We start from the raw sequence: 17209 nt of genomic DNA, 5'->3' as shown, positions 1-17209 counted from the left end.
GTCAGGCGCACAGTACGGCGGCTCTTGCCGGGTCGATGGCAATCAGCCCCGCCAGCAGATGTTCCATCTCCGGATTCAGGCGTGTTTTATCCGTATCATTACGTCCGGCCTTCATCCGCAGCAGCTTCAGGCGCCGGGCTTTTACCTCGAACAGCAGGTCCGGCTCCCACTGCGTGAGCGTGATGGCAGCAGCACAGCCATCCAGCTCGCCCAGCAGGTGCAGCGCCAGCTCGTTTTTACCGGTCTGTTCGGCCACTCTCGCCATTAACAGACGCAGCAGCCAGCGGCTGCGTGCCGTGGTGATACCCGGACGATTTTGCAGCCAGGACAGCGCCACATCGGGGCCGTTGCTGTCGGCAAGTGTGAGCGCTTCGCTCTCCAGTTGCAGGATATCGTTATCGCCGGAAACGGTCGCCGCTGTCACGGCTGAGTCCTCCTGCCAGCCCCCGCCGCTGTCCATCACCTGCTGCTGAATCCAGTTCAGGGTCACTTCATCGGCGAACGGCGTACCGTCGTTAAAGGCCAGCGTCTCCAGCCCCGTCAGGCGCGAGAGCAGGCCTTTCAGGTCGGCCTGGATAATCGCCGCTTCGTGCTCCCGCCCGGATTTCAGCAGCGCCTGATGCAGATACCACTGCACATCCAGCCACAGGTGGTTTGCGCCGCGCGACAGCAGGCTGTCCGCCTCTTCCATCAGCTCACGCCAGCTCTGTTGCAGGTAGAGCCGTTTCAGCAGTGCGCGCTGGTCCGGTTTTGGCGGCTCGATGCGGGTTTTGCCGTCGGCCAGAAGCGGCGGTAGCTGGCGCAGGGTGTCGTGACGCAGGTTCTTTATCAGCCGGTGGGCGGATAACCAGCCGTCCGGCTGATTTCTCAGGTAGTCCGCCAGGATCCGCGCCTGTGAGAGTAACTCCTGGCCTGAGGCGATGCCTGTTAACGACGGTACGCTGACGTGTGATGTGGCTTCGTGGCCCGTGTCGCTGACATTCTGCGGCACCACCGCATCCGGGCCACCGGATTTCTGTAACCGGGTTTCCAGCGCCTGATACAGCGCGCCGGGGATGGTGCCTTCCGCCACCTGCTCCGTAAGCCACAGGGCACCGGCAATGCGCAGGGTGTCAGTATTATTGGCCTCCGGATACAGAGACAGGCTGTCGAGCATTCTGGTGCTGGCGAGCCACTCCAGCGCCCCCTGTCGGCTGCGTTCGCGTTGTGGGTGCAACTGTGTGTTAAAGCGCTGCATTAAACCCGCCAGCAGATCCAGTCCGTCCGCCAGTCCCGCTTCACCATCCCGGTGCAGTCGCGCCCAGGCGTAATACGTGGCGACACGAATATCTTTTGAAGTGGTGGTCAGCAGTTTTTCCGCAAGGGTACAAATCAGGTCGGTATCCGCGCCGGAGAGCTTATTCACCTCCTCACGCATTTGCTGAAAATCATCATCGTAGCCGGGGTCAGCGCCGGTGGGGTTGTCCGCCTGTACTGGCCGCAGCCAGTTGTCCCACAGGGAAAGGCGCTGCTGCGCCTGTTTCGCGAGCGCTGCCGGCGCGGCCTGGCAGGCTGTAATCAGTGTGTGAACGGATGCCATCAGTACGTTTCCTCTGTGGGGTCGGTGTCATCAGCCAGGGGGTCAGCGGCAGGCTCGCTGACGGTGAATATCTGCAACGGCAGGCTGAAGTTTCGCAGCTTCAGCAGGGCCAGCGGGCCCTCTCCCGCCTCGGTACGCAGGGTATAGTTTAGCGGTCTGCCATCCTGCGCCTGCCACGTGAGACTGTAACTGCTGCCCGTGCCGGGATACGCGCTGACTGACGCCTTGTCCAGCAGCCGTATCCAGCCCCACGCCCCGGACATATCCGCATACTGCCGGGTGCCGGCCTGGGTGCTTATCCAGCTTAATGCCGCACCCGGCGCTTCGGTGTCCGCAGGCCAGGTAAAACGCTTCCAGGCGGGCATCTGGTTCATATAAGTCAGCTTCTGGCTGTCGATAACCAGCCGCGTCTCCATGATGCCATCCGCCGTTCCCGGGCGCAGTTCAAAGGACAACCCCGCCTCCCCGCGGGTGAACACCACATCGGAAATATGGCTCAGGGTATCAACCGCCCTCAGGAAAGCCGGATTGAAGGTTAACCCCTGGGCGTTGATGCTGTCCGGCACCCAGTGACTCCCCTCCCTGTGCAGCACGCCGTTAAGACGGGTCTGGAGAAAACGGGTGATACGTCCGGAGTCAGCGTTGAGGTATCTGGCCAGCAACGGCAGGGAGACCTCGCTGCTGACATCTTTAAACGGATACCGCCCGCCAAAGGCGCTGTTCCAGTCATCCACCACGGCGGTCTGCCACTGTGCATTCAGGCTTTCAGCGGCGGGTTGCAGTACCTGCTGCCAGGCCTGCTCCATTGGACTCACAAACACTGTCCGCCCAAAGCCACTCCACTCCTGGCCCAGACCGGCGGCAATCAGGCTGCCGTAGTCGCGGGTTTCGGTCAGGTCCACGGCTTTGCCCTGGAATACGGTCTGGGCAATGGTCTGGGTCATCGCCTGCGGGTCGGCAGCATTGATCACCTGCTGCAGGCGCAGACGCACCTGCGTCACCCGGGTCAGGTACGACTGCAGGCTCAACTCCTGTGCACCTGTCCGGTTTTTATCCATCAGCGCCAGTACCGGACCAAAGGTCGCATCCAGCGGGCCGTGAACACCGGCGCTCTGATCAATGGCATCCTGGTTATCACCGCCGAGCAGATTCTTCGCAGATTTCACCAGCGAATCCGAAATGGCTTCGCTTGTCTGCCCGGTGCGGCCCTGAACATTCAGGGTGTTCATCAGCGCCACCAAAGGTGACTGACGCACATCGGCCATTAGGGTCAACTGTTCAATTGAATCCGACAGCGTGGCCGCCTGATTCCAGCGCAGGCTGTTCAGAAACTCCAGCCAGACACCGCCAAAGTCGGCAAAGTAACGTTCCGTCAGGCGAGTTTTCAGGGCTTCCGGTGAAGTCTCATCTTGCTTATTCACCTGACGTTTGCTGTCAGTCAGCACCCAGTCGAGTTCGTCCCGGCGCGCTTTCACCACTTTCTCGATAGCGGGCTGCACGGCCTGCTCCCAGGCCTGGCGGGTGAACATACCCGGCACGACTTCCGAGGTACTGAACAGACGGGATGCATCGGTATCGCCGGTCATATCTTCCAGTCGCATATCGACATAGAGATGCGACACCTGGGTGAGCATTTTCTGGTAGAGGGTCGATTCGCTGTTGCGTACGCCCATCAGACGAACCAGCAGGGAACGCGCCTGGCTGACCATGCTTTCATCAGCACGCAGTTTCCATTCAGGGTGCGCAACCAGCTGCGCGCCATAAAACGACAGCAGAGAAGGAGCCATCCCCTGCCAGATGCCGTCTTTTACACCGTCACGCGTCTGCCAGTCGTTCAGCAATGCAGAGCTGAACCAGGTCGCATCCATATGTTCCGGACGCGCCAGCATCAGGTAGAGTTTGAGCTGCTCCCAGGTGGTTTTTGCCTTCTGCTCACGCAGCGGGCTCTCCGGCGGCAGCGCATTGAAGGCACTGATCTGCTTCTGCAGGTGGTCTGCGGCTGCATCCCGCAACAGCGGCAGTGCGCTGTCCCGGTATCGAGGCCAGAGTGCGGCCAGCAGCGCGTCATTCTGACTCAGCCCCCCCTGTTCATACCAGGGCACGCCATGCTCAGAACGGTACTGCAGACAGGCCAGTGTTTTCTGAAGCCCAGACAGCGCGTGCAGGCGCTGCTCCAGTGGCTGATTCTGTCGGGAGGCAAGCAAAGCCTGGGCCTTTGCACCGTCAATCTGGCTGCGGTTGGTGACATACGCGATGCTCATCCACGCAGCCCAGCCTGCCATCGTCAGGCCGGCGGCAAACGCCACGATCCTGCGCCAGGGAATACCGGGCTTGAGCGGACGTAGCCCGGCAGGGAGTGTCCGGAGAGAATCAGGCAGGACATCCCAGCGCTTATCCATGCCCCAGTGGTGAGGCACGGCACGTTCAGCTCCGGCAGAAGGCTGACTGAACACCACGCCAGCCAGCAGCAACGGCCGGTACGGATTGAGTATCACAGACAGCGGCACAGTCAGGCTCTCAGGTTCACGAATGAGCTGGTCGGCTAGCGTCAGCAGGAAGTTATGTTTCACCTCACCGCAGATCTGCTGCAGACCCTGTGAAGTTAAATCCGGCGTCAGGGCGGAGAGTTGCTCTGCCAGCCCTTCGGTACGGCAACCGGCAGGCAGCAGACAGCCGGTCGCCTGCGAAATACGCCCTTCCGGCTTACCGGCGCGCGGATGCAGGGACCAGACATAGAGCGGGAGCTTCCAGCCAAGCGTTTCCATACGGGCGCTGATGGCGTGAGACAGGGAATCCATGGTGCTTTCAGACGGTACCGGCAACGGTTGTTCCAGCCCTGGTGCTGAGAGCTGGTCAAACGCTGAAGTGACCCACACCAGTCCATCTACCGGGCGACGGCGCAGTTTGCGCAGCGCGGTGAGCCAGGCACTGTCCGCTGGCGTATTGAGATCACCGCCCCACAGTAACAATGTACCGCGGTCTTCCTGCCAGAGCTGGGCTGTAAGACCAGGGGTCAGAAGTTCTACCTCAGAGACGGTGCCAGTGACCAGCAGGATGCGTGTTTTACGGCCCCAGCGACGACCGTAGAGGTTACGCATGGCGTCACGGATGGTGTCGACGGTGACATTGCGAGGTGCGGTCTGCTTGACCCGGCCTTCATCGGCAGGCAGGACATTTTTACGCTTCCCCTGCAAACGCGACCACTGTTGTTTAAGCGCGAGACTAATGATTTTGCCATGGCGGACAAGCAAAAGAAGGATTAAAGCTGCCACAGATCCCAGCAGCTTTAGTCCATTGCTTGTCAGTCCGAACGCATCACCCTTTTTCCAGATGACCAATCCTATCGCAACAGCAATTAGTGTGGTAATGCTGAGGCGTCCCCAGTTACCACGCCACACTGAACTATCCTTCGCCATTCATCAGATTCCCTGTAGTTACGGTATTTACAAATCGCTGCTCTTTGTCACCCGAAAGCATCAGGCAATCTTCTTTTGTGAGCAGAGCTATATCACTGACGACGGCGGCCATAATCCATGGTGAGAAGGGCCCCCTGAGTCCGGCATATTTTTCCAGCCAGTGGCACTGCTGAGGTTTCCAGCTGCCTTCATATTGTTTTGCACTGGTCAGAAGAGCGGAAAAATCATCGCCCCACTCAATGCTGTCACCCACAATTGCACGCGCAGCAATAGCCTGTGACTGGGTCGAGAAAAAGATATCGAGCTCTTTACTCAGCATTTGGGTTGATTCAATCGACATAGGCCGAAGCAGGCGAGCGTGATGCTTTAGCTGGTACTTCGTTGCTACATCATCAGAGGTCAACATTAAAGCCGAGAGCGAATCACTGTACTCATTTCCTCCCTGAGTCTGGTGAACCAACAAAAGCTCTACATCCACAATCGGTGCTTTAAGGCGTTCGCCCACCCAATCGAAGGCCCGGCCTTTAAGAATCGTCAGTAACGGTACGGGATAGGCCATTCCAACTAACTGGAGCCAGTATGCTGTAAATTCTCTCTGCAATGTCTCATCAGGATCGTGTGAATCAGTCAGTAAGGTTGCGTGAAAAGGGAGGTCTGATAAGCGCTGTAATTCTGTTATGTCCAGTCCCCCAATCAATACTGAAAAAGTATCTTCGCCAGCGGGTAACGTTATTCTCCGAGAAAGAGAGCTACTCTGCTCGAGATCTCTGGGGGCCTGCAGAAATGTTGATGGTGTCAATTTATCAGGCAGAATAACCCGGCTATACAGAACCGCCAGATAACGCCCGGCCCAGGAAACCCATTGCTGCTGTGCATAATCTGCTTCAGCAGATTCAAACTGGTGACGCTCCATTGCGTGGTTATACATCCAGCCGCGAATACAAATCGTCACGAACCAGATGAAAAGAGGACTTCCGGCAACAATCCAGAGGTTAAATTTTTGCAATCCACCAAGAAACTGATTGGCGTGGAGTACAAAGAGCAACACTCCAGCAATAACAGCAACAAGGCCTGCAATCAGCCAGATGACCAGTGAAGGCTCATCAGGTTCTGCAGCAATTGTCGCTTTCTGACGCTCCCAGCTCATAACTTATCCTACTGAACAATCCGGCGCACTGGAGATAACATGGCAGCCACATTCACATTTGCAGCCATCCACAACAACAGGCTTCCCATCAGAGATCCATTCCGGTGATCCTTCGATAATGGCATTGACACCATGCCCCACGATAGGGCAAGTAATTTCATCGCCAACAAGAGCCACTTTATTTCCGTTCACAATCAAGGTCGAAGATGCAGATATAACCTCACCGCCGTGAGTAGTTTTATCTCCGAGCAATACAAATCCTTTGGACATATCACACCTAACAAATTAGTTTGTATGTTTTAATTGAGCCGACGGAACTGAATCCATCCTTTTTTGATTTGTGGAACAACATCATCATTGAGGAATGCAGAACAAATACCGAGCTCACCGACAGCGAAAACTGTAGCAGGATATGCAACCAATATACCTTTCCTGCCTGATGGGTCTGGCTCCTCAACATCTGGAAGCCCCGTTTCTGCGTAATTATTAGCTTTTAAATATTGATTACAATAAATACTAAACACTTTATCATTGACTTCTTCTATCGGTGCCTTCTCCAATATCAAGGCGAACAACTTTACCATTAAATTTATCACCAACAGAAATTCGTTCTTTCGAATCTTCTTTTAAAAAACGAATAGTGTTTGCTGAAACAATCATTTCGCCCCCTGAAAACTTAGCACCCGCCCAACCAACAACATTTAAATCGGCATCACTACTTTCATGATAAAAGAATATAGTAGGTACATTATCTTTTATTTGAATGTAAATCTCATCAGTGGCGGCAAGTTCAGAGGCGGGGCTTAAAATGTATTCACCAGCATCTTTTCTTGGATTGTTAGCCAATACCCCATATTCTTTTAACACTCCCTTATCTTTATAAACCCAATAGCCATAAAACAAATCATCTTTTGTTTTGATGCCATTGCCGAATGCAATGGTAGGTAATAACAAAGCAATGAAGGGCATTAACTTAAACATAACCCTATCTAAATATAGCATGAGCCGTGCATACTTCCAGATAGATAACTTAGCTAATTCTCTTGAAAAGCATCCAACCTTTTAACACCTCAACTTTATTATTCTTATTTAAAATGGAGTTACACAAGCCATCATTACTCAATAAAACACGACTACTATAGTCTTCCATTGGATTATTTCTTTTCGCTTTACTTACGTATTTTTCGTTTAATTTAAAATATTCAGAACAGTCGATCTTGAAAACATCATTTTTTAAAATTTCTATAGGAGCAATTTCAGATGTATTTTTAGCCTTCTTATTTCCAGGGAATTTAACACCTACCCTATATTTTATGTAACGGTCACTATCACCATCTGTATTATCATAAAAATTCTTTGTTGTTGGAGTATCAATTAATATTGCTTTATCATTCAATTGGAAGTTTGCCCACCCAATAGTTGGCCCACCTTCAATTTCCTCATGTTTGAAGAAAAAAGCACCAGAACCCTTATTGATTACAATATATACCTCATCGTTAGACTGGTCATCATTTTTATTTTTTAAATAATAAACCCCGTTAACCTCATCAACCCCTCCAACAACGCCAGCAATAATTTTATAATTGTCATTAGGTCCATATGCCCATTCGAGATGGTATAATCCAGGTTCTAAAGAAAAAACACTTGCATTTGAAAAAAAAGGAAAAAGAAACAGAAAAGTTACTAAAAATATTTTCATTGTACAATCTCCACATGGAATGCTGGCTCACCGCTATGCAAAAAAGGGCTAATGTATTTAAAGCCATCATTATTAGCAGCATATTCCGTAAGAGCTTTATCAAAGGCTAATAACACACTTCGTTTACTTGATAGGTTTTTACTAATATCAAACACATTTCTCTCTGCATACATTAGCTCTGAAACACAGTGACGTGATACTAATCGCCCCTCACTTTGAAGTTGAATTACTTTTTCTGTCATGGCTGCTTTAACTGCAGCTGTTTTGCTACGATCATTCCCACCGGCATCTATGGCCGCTTTAATGACTTCTCTGCCAGCTTTTGCATAATATGCTAACTGTGAATCTATCCCCTTGCTTTGCATATTAACGTACATAGCATTCACTTGTTTTTCAACAGAACGTAACGTACTAGTTATCGTAATTTTATGCACCCCTGACGATTTCATTATTCCTTTTATAATCTCAAGAGAATAATTGGTTACCAGATTCCTCAGGCTGAGAGGGATATCTTTAGAAAAATCCACCACCGGCTCAAAATTTTTGTCAACAGAAACATTTTTAGTTTTCCCCTCGGAAGTAGTTTGATGCTTCTCTGGTTCATTTTTGCTTCTACTAGCAACAGAATTATCCGTCGTCGTAGTTTTAATATGTATTACATTGTTTTTCTTTTCTGAGTCCGCAGATTTACTTCCTTTAGGCAACACAATATGACCTCTTGAATACTCTATGGCTGCTTTAGTATTAGCATTTTCAACCCCAACGCTTTTGAGAATCTCTTTCTTGGTCTGCTCTGAAACATAGCGGCTGACATATCCATGATTTTGATTACTATCAGGTATTTTTAATGGGTAAGCGGATTAAATGGTTGATCTTACCTTTGCATGAGAGTGAGACAGACCGGCATCTCATCGGATTATCTGGTTGATGCTTCACCTACTGCTGGTGCATGTTTCCTTCGCTAATTCCAGCAAGAACCCCACACGCCTCAACTTCCCGGTCATCGTTGCAACTCGCTCTCAGTGAAACGAGTTGTTTCTCAAGCGCTTGCAGAGCGGTTATCTGCGACCGCACATGAGAGATGTGATCATCGAGCAAGGCGTTGACGGCGGTACAAGGCTGATGAGGGTCGTCCTGATAGCTCTGTAGTTCGTGAATCTCAGCCAGTGACAGGCCCAGGATTCTGCAGCGACGGATGAAGGCCAGCCCCTCACCATGCTTCTCGGTATAGACACGGTAACCGTTGTCCTGCCGATCAGGCGGCGGCAACAAGCCCTGCTGTTCATAGAAGCGGATCGTCTGTGTTTCGACCCCTACCAACTGCGCCAACTGACCAATGCGCATCAGCCTCCTCCCCAACGGATTCTTTACTCTATTGACCTTATAGTAGCTTTATAGTTTTAAATGGTACCACAACATTGTTCAAGTGGAGTCGTATCATGAGCAAATCCTGTGGTGGCGCCTGTGGCGGTGATGCAACGTCCGCAGCGGATACCGATATACAGGCCTCCTCCGAGGCGCCAGGGAGATGGGTCAGTGTTTATGCCGTGCCGAAGATGGACTGTCCATCAGAAGAACGAATGATTCGCCTAGCCCTGAACGGCTTTGAGGAGATTCGGGCGCTGTCCTTCGACTTGTCGAACCGCCGGCTGAAGGTCGTGCATGACGGCGAGGTCGAGCCCGTCACCTCGAAACTGAAGACCTTGGGGCTAGGCGCCTCGCTTCAGGAAACCGTCGCTGCAAATCCGGAGACCATCAAGGCCGCCGAGTTTTCGGCAGCTTCTGCTAAGCAAGAATCCGGGACCCTGCGCTGGTTGCTCGGCATCAATGCACTTCTGTTCGTGGTGGAAATGACTGCCGGTCTGATCGCCCAGTCCACCGGCCTGATTGGAGAATCCCTGGACAATTTTGCCGATGCGGCGGTGTACGGGCTTGCCCTTTATGCGGTTGGACATAGCGTGAAAATGCAGGTACGTGCCGCGCATCTTGCTGGTGTACTGCAACTGATCTTGGCTGTGGGCGTGCTCGTAGAGGTGGTGAGACGCTTTGTATTCGGTAGTGAGCCTGAATCGCTGGTGATGATGGCTATCGCATTCGTCGCATTGATTGCCAATACCAGTTGTCTGCTGCTCATATCCAAACATCGGGAAGGCGGGGCGCACATGAAGGCAAGCTGGATATTCTCGGCCAACGACGTGGTGATCAACCTGGGGGTCATCACCGCCGGCGCCCTGGTCGCGTGGACCGGTTCCAATTATCCGGATCTGATTATCGGCACCATCGCGGGGGGCATTGTACTTAACGGTGCCAGACGCATTTTGGCGTTGAAGGGTTAAATAATGCTCATTATTGGCAAAAAGCTCTCGCCGTATGCCCTATTGTCCATATCGGGCCTGCTGGCAGCGTCTGATCAGGCTGTAAAGTGGCTGGTGCAGCAATCAATGGCCTATGGCGAGTATGTTTCGGTGACCCCGTTCTTTAACTGGGTGCACCTATGGAACACCGGTGCCGCATTCAGTCTTTTTGCGAATGGTGGAGGCTGGCAGCGCTACTTTTTTATCGGAATCGCGGTAGTGGTCTCGATTTTTCTGATCAAGCTGATCCTTGAAAATCGTCATAAAGGAGAAGCCATCGCTTACAGTCTTATCCTCGGTGGCGCCATGGGCAACCTGATTGACCGGGTCTTTCGCGGCTATGTTGTGGATTCCTTTGATTTCTATTGGCGAGACTGGCATTGGCCGGCCTTCAACCTGGCTGATATTGCAATTGTCCTCGGTGCCTTACTTTTCGTTTCCAGCAGCTTGTTGGGTAAAAAAGCAAACACCAATGCCGAGCCGGATGGATCTGACTGACACCTACGCCTATACAACACCATGACCGAACTTCCCGACAACATCCTTCACCTGCCGCAATACCAAGTACTGGGCTGCAAATCAACCGACGACGAAATGCACTTCCAGGTGGACGTGCCCGATCCCATCGCCTGCGAGGAATGCGGCGTGCAGGGTGAGTTCGTACGGTTCGGCAAGCGTGACGTTCCCTATCGTGATCTGCCCATCCACGGCAAGCGGGTCACTCTCTGGGTGGTCCGCCGCCGATACACCTGCCGGGCCTGCAAGACAACATTCAGGCCCCAGCTACCGGAGATGGTGGACGGATTCCGTATGACACTGCGGCTGCATGAGTACGTGGAGAAGGAATCCTTCAACCACCCCTACACCTTTGTGGCGGCACAGACCGGCCTGGACGAGAAGACGGTGCGCGACATCTTCAACGCCCGCGCCGAGTTCCTGGGGCGCTGGCACCGCTTCGAGACGCCCCGCATCCTGGGCATTGACGAGCTATACCTGAACAAGCGCTACCGCTGCATTCTGACCAACATTGAGGAGCGAACCCTGCTCGACCTGCTGGCCACCCGCCGCCAGGACGTGGTGACCAACTACCTGATGAAGCTGAAAGACCGGCAGAAGGTCGAGATCGTCAGCATGGACATGTGGAACCCCTACCGGGCAGCGGTCAAGGCTGTGCTGCCCCAGGCCCGTATCGTGGTCGATAAGTTCCATGTGGTGCGCATGGCCAACGATGCCCTAGAGAGAGTGCGCAAGGGCCTCAGAAAGGAGCTGAAACCGTCCCAGAGCCGGACTCTCAAGGGAGACCGGAAAATCCTGCTGAAACGCGCTCACGAAGTCTCAGACCGGGAGCGCCTCATCATGGAGACCTGGACAGGCGCGTTCCCGCAACTGCTGGCCGCCTACGAGCACAAGGAGCGCTTCTACGGCATCTGGGACGCCACCACACGGCTCCAGGCAGAAGCCGCCCTGGACGAGTGGATAGCCACCATCCCGAAGGGCCAAAAGGAAGTCTGGAGCGATCTGGTCAGGGCAGTGGGAAACTGGCGCGAAGAGACCATGACCTACTTCGAGACGGACATGCCCGTCACCAACGCTTACACGGAGTCCATCAACCGACTGGCCAAGGACAAGAACCGTGAAGGGCGCGGTTACTCCTTCGAGGTGATGCGGGCACGAATGCTCTACACCACGAAGCACAAGAAGAAGGCACCGACTGCGAAGGTCTCTCCTTTCTACAAGAAAACCATCGGTTACGGACTGCCGGACTTCGCAGAGGAACTCAACTACGGAGTCGATCTATCAACCATCTGAGGGTGGTATCAGATTGATGGGGTGAAGGTGCCCCATCAACCATTAAATCCGTATACCCTTTTTAATTTCGCACCAATACGCAACATGTTTACGTTATGGATCTTATTAATTCTTGCCAATTTCTCTACTGACACACTATATTTCTTCGCTATTGCTGATAAGGTGTCACCTTTCTTAACGGTATAAGTTAGAGTCTTATGTGTTCCATTATTATTTTTTTCAACAGGTGCTTTAGCTAATTCTTTGTAATTATCAGCAAGAATAGTAAACACAATTTCTGAACCTGCGATAGCATTGACTGATTCAGTCATCCCGTTTGCATCAGTCACGCCTTTGATAAAAACTAGAGCTTTCTCATAGTCTGACACTAAGTTTGGGCATGTTAAACTTGGAAATGGAGAGATCGCAGCAATATAATTTTTGTTTTTGTATGCTGTATCATTTCCCGTAGATAGTTTAAATTTAGTATTAACTTCAGTGTTTTTTAGCAACCCTTCCACAACTGATAAATGCTTATTTATATAAAGCGCCCACTTCTTGCCGTCAGCACTTTTCTCACGTGTACCATTGAGATATTTTCCTAAACTATAGGCACCATCATGATGTAACAAATAAAGCCAGTCCCAGTATTCACTTTGATCTGATGTGTAACTCTCCATCACCTTTGATTTGTTAAGTAAAAAGGAATAAATAACCGCATAGCATCCTTTTTCAGCGTCAAAAACTTCTTCATTACGAAGATCTAGCTGAAAACCAAGAATGTCTTCAGACTGTGTCAATGCATCTTCGATAAAACCAACCGTTCCTTGTGCTAAACCAGCTGCACTAGTAGTCGCCGCTGCCGCATCGGGGTTAAATCCCGACTCAACCTTAGTGGTTAATAATATATATGATATCTCTTTATAACTTAATCCATAGCGGACAGCTATGGTAATTATCATATCTATAATTGCATCCTGGACATCTTTATCAGCATCTCCTATTGTACGACTGTTACCTCTTAGCTTTCGGGATGTATCTATATCCGGATAGAGTGAGATTAAAGAAAATGGTTTAATCTGGTCATCAAAATATGCCTTTCCCTTTTTAGAATTTAAATACTCATATAAATCAGACATATCATACCTCAGCGGTTGCTAATAAAGTCTATGTTTGTATTGTCGTAGGGGTTTTTCATTTCTCGAGATCTAAGCTCAGAAAGTTTGTTGCCTGTAATAAAGTTCCCTGAAAGATCAATAAATGGGGCATCAATATAGGACAATAATGAACCCTTTACGCTCTCCTCTTCATCCAGCCCAAGATGATATCCGATCACAATATTTTCATTGTCATAACATTTCATTGTGGAGGGAGCCCAATCACCAGGCTTAACTACATTATTGAAGGAGTAACCCTGTTTTTCCAGGAGAGCTTTTTGGCTGTTCGGGATGTATGGCAAAGAAAACTCTTTTTTATTTGTACCGTTCTTTATTTCCAAATGGTAATTTTTGCATATATCCTCCGTTGGGCTTTTTTGATTCATCTGGCATTCAGCACTTACCTTTACCAAAGCTGAGCCACATTGCATTTGTGCTGATTTTGCATTCCATGCGTTACTTGCAAATGAAAAAAATGGAGTAAGAAACATGCATAACAAAAATTTAAACTTAAAAGTAATATTACGCACTTTTATTTTCCTCACAAACTCTGCATTGGCAACCATCGTCCTGGAATGACATATCTGAAAATGATGTACAATGTACTCTGTCCACAATATTTTCACTATCGTACCAATAATCACTTTGAATCATTTCAAGTTCAAAACTCTCATTCGGGCTTGATGAATAAACTGGAACTGTTTCACCGTTCTCATCTGTTCTTCCAAATAACTTCTGCCCATTACTCGATGTCAACATGTATGCCGCAGCGGCAACTGGAACTCCTGCATCAGACGATGCAGTAAATTTCCCACTATATCCAGATGGAAACTGGGGCATAACACTACTCATGCTTACACTACCCATTTTCTGCGCATTGGCACATTTCCACAGGATATTACCTTCACAGCCCAGAATAATATTCTTACCCTGCAACTGGATGAACGACCCATCCAGATTTTTCAGCACAACATCTTTCGCCGCCGTGATCTCAATTCGTCCTTCTGTACTGGTTACGGTCACATCTTTTTTGGCTATCGCATCAAGCGCATCATCCTGAGCCTGAATTTCTACTTTTCCCTTAGCCGCAAAGAGTTTCATTCCGGCCTTACGGGCCAGCATACTCACGGCTTCACCTGCTGCTACGGTAAATCGTTTAAGTGCGCTAATGTCTGTATTCTGTTGCGACATGATCCCAACGCTGGCACTACCCGACGCCATACGAATCGCCTGCGGGCTGGTGATGCTTACTCCTTCAGGCGCATTTAGCACCATTCCTGGCTGGGCAAGGTCTTTAAGAGCATCAGTCAACTTCACCTGGCTCTGTATATCAGCAGGAAGTGCTTGTGCCGTTTCAGCAGCATCAGACAAACTTCTGGCAATACTCAGTGCATTCTCAAGCTGGGCTATCGCCTCCTGCATGGAAAGCATCTTGTCCCCGGCAAATGGTTGTTTATCTGCAGTGATAAACACCCCGGCACCACCCCGAATGGAAACATGTCGGTCAGTACGCAGCTCTGCACCTTCGCCGCGAAGCTTCCTTGAAGCGTCTACGTTGTGCCCTAAATTGAGTTGGGTCTTTCCGCCATACTCCGTACTGAGCTTAACGTGCTCTTCCCCCCGCTTATCTTCCATCCGCAGCTTGTTCAGGCCAGCTGTTCGAATCACGTTGCGCGTACTGTTGGCCACAGTGACATGGTCAACGTGGCGGGAGTCGTGAAGGGCATGGGCAATATACGGACGATCCGGATCACCCTCATGGAACGCAATGGCGACTTCAGTACCCTGTATCAGCGGGAAATGGAAGCCGTACTTGTCGCCACCGTAAGGTTTGGCAAAACGCACCGGCATACTTTCCTGGCCCTGACGCTTATCATCACGGTCAGCATCAAACTTCACCCGGTACATACCCGATGCATCCTGCCAGGCGTAGATATCGTTATCTTTGGCGCTGGTCACGCGCGCCATCAGGGTACCGCTGACCACCGGGCGTTTTTTAGAAGCCGGACGCCAGCATCGGTTATCGTAGTACGGCATGGCAGCCCATTCCACCTTCAGCGCGCTCTGGCGACTGGCGGAGTAGCCGGCACTAATGATGACGAGACCGTTTTCGGTTTCACGCGGCAGCGTCGGCGGAATAGCCGTTTCGGTGATAGTCAGCACCTGAGCCGGGCCCAGGGTATGGTCGGTACTGCTGCCAGTTACTGTGGTCTGGGTGGACAGGAAGCGCTCATGCTCCAGACGTGCCCAGAAGTTACCTGTTTCTGCCGACGGTGTAATTTTGTCGCCACGTTCAAGGTGACGCGGGCGATAATGATACACATCGCCGTAGGTGTTCCCCTCCCCGTCGCCGCGTGTCATGTCCGCCGGTACGGACATCAGGACATTCTGAGCTTCGCGGTGGTTGTAGTCACAGGCGGTGACCGAACGCTCCACCACGTTATGCCAGACGTGTACGCCCCACACCGAGTCGGCCGCATTGTCATTCATCCCTGACGGGCTGTTCAGCCGCAGTTTCTTACCAAACGTCCAGGCACTCTGCTTGTCTGCGAAATGTACCACTTCGGTCTGAGTGTCAGGCTGCAGGGTGAAGAAGTAAAAAATACCCACCTCCGCCAGCAGGCGTTCAATGAACGCGAGGTCGTTTTCCTGATACTGGTTAATCTGCTCACGCTTTGGATAGTCGGCTTTGAGGGTAAACTCATATTCCCAGCCTTTCAGACCATGTTCCTGCAGCACCTCTGCAACCACTTCCGGCACCGACTTATTGACGAAAAAGCGATGGGTGCGGAACTGATTCCCCAGCAATGCCAGAAAAGGCTCCAGCACGATGCAGTAGTGCGCTTCATCAGCGGAGCCACCGGTACGCTCGAAACGGGTCACCACCCCGTGAACCACCTTGCGATCCGTCAGGGAAAGCAGGTTGCCCGCACCCATTGTCAGGGTCGCGGGCTTGCTCAGCATCTGCCGGGCATCAATGTTCTTGTCGGGACTGGTGAAGTTGATGGTATAGCAGTAAAGCTCGCTCATCGCTTCTGAGCCACTGAAGTCCTCCACGTCGATATCGGCCGTACAGGAAGGAATATCGAGACGGTAGCGGTTCAGGGCTTTTCCGGTGACGGTGGTCACCATCGTGTTCAGGGTATCCGTCAGGCTCATGGCGTTGACTCCATTGTGTATTCGGTTATTCCGTCAGGGCTGGCGCGGGCCAGCATCGGTCAGAGAAGAAAAAAAACGGACTATTTATTCGGACGGTTGCGCAGCCAGTGAATCAGCGTCAGCAGGAGGTATGCCCCGGCACCGCTCAGCAGGGCTTTTATCAGGATGACCGTCATCGCAAGGTTATCCATCCCCTCCTCACCGTCTCCAGGCACCGGAAGGTGGTTGTTCACAAAATAGGTAAGGTTGCCATCGGGAAGGAAGAACGACCCAAGCAACGCCAGGACCAGTACGAGCAGGATTTTCATTCTGCGCTCTCCGTGCGTTTCTTCATGGACTGTTGTGCCCGACGCTTATCAGCGTCTTCCTTTTCCCTGATCTCTTTCTCGCACTGGCTGAAATCGGGCGTACCGCGTACATCGATACGAGCCCAGGCCATCAGGCCATTCCCGCCAGGCACCGGAAAGGCCCCCCGCTTCAACAACAGGCGGCGCAGATGCTGAAAATCGCTGTAACGTCTCAGGGTGATACAGCCCCAGGAGACGCCAGTGCCATCGCTGTTCAGGGGGTGAAGACGAAAGCCTGTGCGGTTGAGACCATTCACATTCAGACTGTCTTTTTTGGTTTTATCGCTGAACAGGGCAAACCATTCAGAATGATGATTTCGGTAACCATGCCAGGCATCAATCGCCTCTGCCCTGACACGGTTATACAGGCTGCCGGCAGGCCTGTCGGTCACCCAGTATGTACCGGGTGGAATAGCCGCCTTCTCATGGTCGGCGCAGTCAGGGTTATTGATATAGCGATCAATGCCCGACAGCACTTCAAACGTCCCGATGCCGTAACATTTCAGGTACGCCGTTTTGCCATCCGCCGACAGGTTACCGTAATCCATCATGCAAATCTGCAT

Annotated in this window: 17 protein-coding genes; 3 read left to right on the top strand and 14 right to left on the bottom strand. The window is 51.5% G+C overall.

All coding sequences use genetic code 11. The features are described 5' to 3' along the window. Window position 1 precedes the first annotated feature (1 nt). The 9 genes from tssA to cadR all read right to left on the bottom strand — a co-directional run bounded on the left by tssA (window position 2) and on the right by cadR (window position 9185). Window positions 2-1579, bottom strand: a complete 1578-nt coding sequence (gene tssA, locus RHN82_RS20740; RefSeq protein WP_047051033.1) for a type VI secretion system protein TssA — start codon at window positions 1577-1579, stop codon at window positions 2-4. Beyond that, window positions 1579-4995 carry an ImcF-related family protein gene (locus RHN82_RS20735; RefSeq protein ID WP_047051032.1) on the bottom strand — a complete coding sequence of 1139 codons (3417 nt, stop codon included), beginning with the start codon at window positions 4993-4995 and terminating at the stop codon, window positions 1579-1581. The genes tssA and RHN82_RS20735 overlap by 1 nt, the downstream gene beginning before the upstream one ends. Then, complete coding sequence (locus RHN82_RS20730; RefSeq protein WP_047051031.1) at window positions 4982-6142, bottom strand: hypothetical protein; 1161 nt, start codon at window positions 6140-6142, stop codon at window positions 4982-4984. The genes RHN82_RS20735 and RHN82_RS20730 overlap by 14 nt, the downstream gene beginning before the upstream one ends. A gap of 3 nt (window positions 6143-6145) precedes the next feature. Beyond that, window positions 6146-6412 carry a PAAR domain-containing protein gene (locus tag RHN82_RS20725; RefSeq protein WP_071886797.1) on the bottom strand — a complete coding sequence of 89 codons (267 nt, stop codon included), beginning with the start codon at window positions 6410-6412 and terminating at the stop codon, window positions 6146-6148. 29 nt (window positions 6413-6441) lie between these two features. Beyond that, the gene (locus tag RHN82_RS20720) at window positions 6442-6666 is read right to left on the bottom strand and encodes a hypothetical protein (RefSeq protein WP_146751299.1); all 225 of its coding nucleotides are present in this window, start codon (window positions 6664-6666) and stop codon (window positions 6442-6444) included. Between the two features lie 4 nt (window positions 6667-6670). Next, complete coding sequence (locus RHN82_RS20715; RefSeq protein WP_224213907.1) at window positions 6671-7123, bottom strand: hypothetical protein; 453 nt, start codon at window positions 7121-7123, stop codon at window positions 6671-6673. A gap of 49 nt (window positions 7124-7172) precedes the next feature. Then, on the bottom strand, window positions 7173-7841 hold the full coding sequence (locus RHN82_RS20710) for a hypothetical protein (RefSeq protein ID WP_047051030.1): 669 nt from the start codon (window positions 7839-7841) through the stop codon (window positions 7173-7175). Beyond that, a complete protein-coding gene (locus RHN82_RS20705) occupies window positions 7838-8548 on the bottom strand; it encodes a hypothetical protein (protein WP_154815874.1) in 711 nt (236 codons plus the stop codon). Before RHN82_RS20705 ends, RHN82_RS20710 begins: the two co-directional genes overlap by 4 nt. A gap of 229 nt (window positions 8549-8777) precedes the next feature. After that, window positions 8778-9185: a Cd(II)/Pb(II)-responsive transcriptional regulator gene (cadR, locus tag RHN82_RS20700; protein WP_004364961.1), complete on the bottom strand. Its 408-nt coding sequence runs from the start codon at window positions 9183-9185 to the stop codon at window positions 8778-8780. Between the two features lie 95 nt (window positions 9186-9280). Between cadR and RHN82_RS20695 the strand changes: the two genes are divergently transcribed. Genes RHN82_RS20695 through RHN82_RS20685 form a run of 3 tightly spaced genes read left to right on the top strand, consistent with a single transcriptional unit; the run spans window position 9281 to window position 12004 of the window. Continuing rightward, window positions 9281-10177, top strand: coding sequence for a cation transporter (locus RHN82_RS20695; RefSeq protein ID WP_004574643.1), 897 nt, complete (start codon window positions 9281-9283; stop codon window positions 10175-10177). 3 nt (window positions 10178-10180) lie between these two features. Continuing rightward, window positions 10181-10693, top strand: a complete 513-nt coding sequence (lspA, locus tag RHN82_RS20690) for a signal peptidase II (RefSeq protein WP_004863699.1) — start codon at window positions 10181-10183, stop codon at window positions 10691-10693. 21 nt (window positions 10694-10714) lie between these two features. Continuing rightward, window positions 10715-12004 (top strand): ISL3-like element ISPpu12 family transposase, encoded by a 1290-nt coding sequence (locus tag RHN82_RS20685; protein ID WP_004574636.1) that lies wholly within the window; start codon window positions 10715-10717, stop codon window positions 12002-12004. A 35-nt stretch (window positions 12005-12039) separates the two neighbouring features. On the opposite strand, the gene RHN82_RS20680 is transcribed toward RHN82_RS20685, so the two are convergent. The 5 genes from RHN82_RS20680 to RHN82_RS20660 form a co-directional block, all read right to left on the bottom strand. Further along, entirely contained in the window at window positions 12040-13122 is a 1083-nt protein-coding gene (locus RHN82_RS20680; protein ID WP_047051022.1) for a LysM domain-containing protein, read from the bottom strand. Window positions 13123-13130: 8 nt separating this feature from the next. Beyond that, window positions 13131-13670, bottom strand: a complete 540-nt coding sequence (locus RHN82_RS20675) for a hypothetical protein (protein WP_047051021.1) — start codon at window positions 13668-13670, stop codon at window positions 13131-13133. Further along, the gene (locus RHN82_RS20670) at window positions 13663-16299 is read right to left on the bottom strand and encodes a type VI secretion system Vgr family protein (RefSeq protein WP_047051019.1); all 2637 of its coding nucleotides are present in this window, start codon (window positions 16297-16299) and stop codon (window positions 13663-13665) included. Before RHN82_RS20670 ends, RHN82_RS20675 begins: the two co-directional genes overlap by 8 nt. Before the next feature lie 80 nt (window positions 16300-16379). After that, the gene (locus RHN82_RS20665) at window positions 16380-16607 is read right to left on the bottom strand and encodes a hypothetical protein (RefSeq protein ID WP_047051018.1); all 228 of its coding nucleotides are present in this window, start codon (window positions 16605-16607) and stop codon (window positions 16380-16382) included. After that, on the bottom strand, window positions 16604-17209 hold the full coding sequence (locus RHN82_RS20660) for a DUF2778 domain-containing protein (protein ID WP_047051017.1): 606 nt from the start codon (window positions 17207-17209) through the stop codon (window positions 16604-16606). The genes RHN82_RS20665 and RHN82_RS20660 overlap by 4 nt, the downstream gene beginning before the upstream one ends.

Origin of the sequence: Enterobacter cloacae complex sp. EB5, assembly GCF_031432835.1 — a bacterium.
GTDB lineage: Bacteria > Pseudomonadota > Gammaproteobacteria > Enterobacterales > Enterobacteriaceae > Enterobacter > Enterobacter hormaechei_C.
The sequence above is the reverse complement of the archived record's forward strand: the minus strand, read 5'-3'. Positions and strand labels throughout refer to the sequence as shown.